This is a genomic window from Catenibacterium sp. UBA627 (genome assembly GCF_002299355.1).
Lineage (GTDB): Bacteria > Bacillota_I > Bacilli_A > Erysipelotrichales > Coprobacillaceae > Catenibacterium > Catenibacterium mitsuoka.
The window spans coordinates 16,096-18,858 of sequence record NZ_DBPF01000037.1; the positions used below are offsets into that span (position 1 = coordinate 16,096).

4 protein-coding genes and 1 pseudogene are annotated in these 2,763 nt (G+C 34.9%); all 5 read right to left on the reverse strand.

Going from position 1 to position 2,763, the window contains the following annotated elements; all coding sequences use genetic code 11:
• A pseudogene (locus B2S90_RS02755) lies at window positions 1-182 on the reverse strand (SIS domain-containing protein); the annotation flags it as partial.
• 28 nt (window positions 183-210) lie between these two features.
• The gene (locus B2S90_RS02760) at window positions 211-1,035 is read right to left on the reverse strand and encodes a PTS system mannose/fructose/sorbose family transporter subunit IID (protein WP_278780850.1); all 825 of its coding nucleotides are present in this window, start codon (window positions 1,033-1,035) and stop codon (window positions 211-213) included.
• Window positions 1,016-1,792 carry a PTS mannose/fructose/sorbose/N-acetylgalactosamine transporter subunit IIC gene (locus tag B2S90_RS02765; RefSeq protein WP_278780851.1) on the reverse strand — a complete coding sequence of 259 codons (777 nt, stop codon included), beginning with the start codon at window positions 1,790-1,792 and terminating at the stop codon, window positions 1,016-1,018. Before B2S90_RS02765 ends, B2S90_RS02760 begins: the two co-directional genes overlap by 20 nt.
• Before the next feature lie 10 nt (window positions 1,793-1,802).
• Entirely contained in the window at window positions 1,803-2,270 is a 468-nt protein-coding gene (locus B2S90_RS02770; protein ID WP_006504553.1) for a PTS sugar transporter subunit IIB, read from the reverse strand.
• Window positions 2,271-2,285: 15 nt separating this feature from the next.
• Complete coding sequence (locus B2S90_RS02775) at window positions 2,286-2,699, reverse strand: PTS sugar transporter subunit IIA (RefSeq protein ID WP_278780852.1); 414 nt, start codon at window positions 2,697-2,699, stop codon at window positions 2,286-2,288.
• Window positions 2,700-2,763 lie beyond the last annotated feature (64 nt).

The window sequence follows — 2,763 nt, forward strand, 5'->3', positions numbered from 1 at the left end:
TCTTTCATGTGTACTGTAGCCTGCATAGCACTTGCCCAAGTACCACCAACACCTAACCAGCAGATGTTTGAATATCCATGTTCGCAGATTTCATCAACGATTTCGTTGATCTGAGGGCGTAAAGCTAATGCGCCATTTACGCTATCGATTTTTTCCTGTTCATTAAATTTAATCATTTCCATTTTCTTTTCCTCCGTTTTTTTTAATTTATTAACAACCTAAGATACCAAAGAATGCTCCGACTAATCCGATCACAACACAGATTAACAATAATGTAGTTGTCTTAACATTTTTCTTTTTCAATAAGTAGTAAACTAGTAATGTGAATAATAATGGCATTAAACCAGGCATGATATTATTGAATACAGAATTTAATGTAGTTGCTTCATTACCAGAACCAAACTTCAATGGGAAACTGATTGATACGTTTTCAGCAGTCATACCACCAACAACCATCAATCCTAAAACACTTGCTGCATAAGTGAGTTTTGACATTAATCCATTCTGCTGGATCTTAGCCAAGAATCCACTACCTAATTTATAACCAGTATTCATTAAATAATAACGTAATCCCTGAGCTGGAAGGTTGAAGATTAATAAGAATAAGATAGGTCCTAAGATATTTCCTTGATTTGCTAGAGATAAACCAACACCAGTAGCGATAATACGTAATGTTCCCCAGATGAATGAATCACCAATACCTGCTAAAGGTCCCATTAATGAAACCTTTACATTGTTGATACTTTCTGTATCAAATTCAGGATCATTTGCGTTACTTTCTTCCATAGCAGCACTAATACCTAAGATTAATGTTGCCAATTGTGGAGTTGTATTGAAGAATTCCAAGTGACGTTTCATAGCTGCAGCTTGATCTTCTTTATTTGTATATAACTTTTTGATAACTGGTAACATACTATAGCAGTATGACATGTTCATTTGTCTTTCATAGTTCCAAGACCATTCCAAACCGAATGAACGCCAGAATACTTGATTTAATTCTTTTTTAGTTAATTTATTAGAAGTCGTCATCTTCATCCACTCCTCCTTCTATAGCTGTTTGAGCTGAATTACTACGTAACTGAGTTAATACGATAGCAATGATTACTCCAAAAATTGCGATTGCTGTTACTGGAATCTTTAAGTATACGCTTAATGCGAATCCTAAGAAGAAGAAACATGCAACTTCTTTGTCCATAATCATCATTAATAATAAACCGAACCCAATTGCAGGTAATAAGCCCATTGTGATCTGTAAACCATTTGAAATCCATTTAGGAATGACATTTAATAAAGCCTGTACAGCTGGTCCACCAGCATAGTAACCACATGCTACGATCACACCGATAATTAAGTTGACACCGAAGAATCCACCTAATAAGTGCATTCTAGCAACTCCAGCCATATTTCCTTCAGCTGCATATTTATCTGCTTTATGAACAAATGGAGGTAAGATGAATACCATTCCAACGTTCTTTGCAATTAATACTAATGAAGCAACTGGTAAACCTACAGTTAATGCAGTTTCTGGTCCAGCTCCTGTTGTAATTGTGAAAGCTGTTCCTAATACAGTTCCTGAAATCATTTCAGGTGGAATACTAGCACCGATTGAGAAAGCTCCCATAAATGCTAATTCTAATGTTGCACCTAAAGTAACACCTGTTTGTACATCACCAAGTACAATACCTGTTAAAGTACCCATAACCAATGGTCTTGACAACAAACTTGTACCGAACAAATACTCAGCATTTCCAAGCATTGCTACCAAGCCAAGTAAAATTGCTTGTAGTAACATATTTCTCCTCCTATAAAACTTTTTCTACATTTACTGGATTATCTTCTGGAACCATCTGAATTGTTACATCTACACCTGATTCACATAATCCTTTTAAAATTGTTTCTTCTGCTGGTGTAATATTCATTGCTTTTGAAATATTACGAGTTTCAGCAGTTGCCTTAGTACCACCAAGATTTAACTTTTTGATGTTGCATTCTTTACACAATCTTTCAGCATCCTTAATAGATTCAACTACAGTCAATAATTTATATTTGTCTGTAACACCACTGTTGATTGCTTTTACTGCATCATCCATACTTTTGATAACTAATTTAACACCACTTGGTTTTGCCATCTTGATTGAAGTTTTTCTTAAATCATCTTTCATAACTGCATCACACGCAATTAAGATACAATCTGCTTCAACTGCATTTTTCCAAGAAAAAGCAACTTGACCATGTAACAATCTGTGATCCACTCTTAATAATTTAATCATTTTTTTCTCCTCCTATTAGAAATCTTCATCATCTTCGCTTATCATTCCGTTCATAACAGTCATTCCATCTTTAGCTGCTTCGATCAAATCGTTCGCATCTGCTAATTCAAGATTTCCGTTCATGCTTCTCATTACTACATCTAATACTAGTCCCATGTTCATTCCTGAGAAGACCATTACATTATCTAATACTGCGAGTTTAGATAATGCTGTGTGAACACTTCCACCTTTAACATCACATAAGATTAAGAATAGTTCTTCACTCTCTTTTGCTTCATTCAAAACTTCTTGATAAAAGTCTTCAGGATTTTCTCCAGGAAGCAAGCTATATGTTTCTACATCCTTAGCTAAATCTCCAACAATCATAGAAACTGAATCTTTCATTCCTTTAGACAACCCTCCATGTGATGCAAGTATGATTTTTGCCATATTCTGTTCTCCTTTCTGTATATTTTAGTTCAAGCTTTATGCCAGTTTGCAGATCTTTACGCTT

What these genes read in the sequence shown, in the direction of transcription:
- B2S90_RS02770 (WP_006504553.1), bottom strand. Translation starts at nt 2,270, where the DNA reads ATGATTAAATTATTAAGAGTGGATCACAGATTGTTACATGGTCAAGTT.
- B2S90_RS02765 (WP_278780851.1), bottom strand. Translation starts at nt 1,792, where the DNA reads ATGTTACTACAAGCAATTTTACTTGGCTTGGTAGCAATGCTTGGAAAT.
- B2S90_RS02775 (WP_278780852.1), bottom strand. Translation starts at nt 2,699, where the DNA reads ATGGCAAAAATCATACTTGCATCACATGGAGGGTTGTCTAAAGGAATG.
- B2S90_RS02760 (WP_278780850.1), bottom strand. Translation starts at nt 1,035, where the DNA reads ATGAAGATGACGACTTCTAATAAATTAACTAAAAAAGAATTAAATCAA.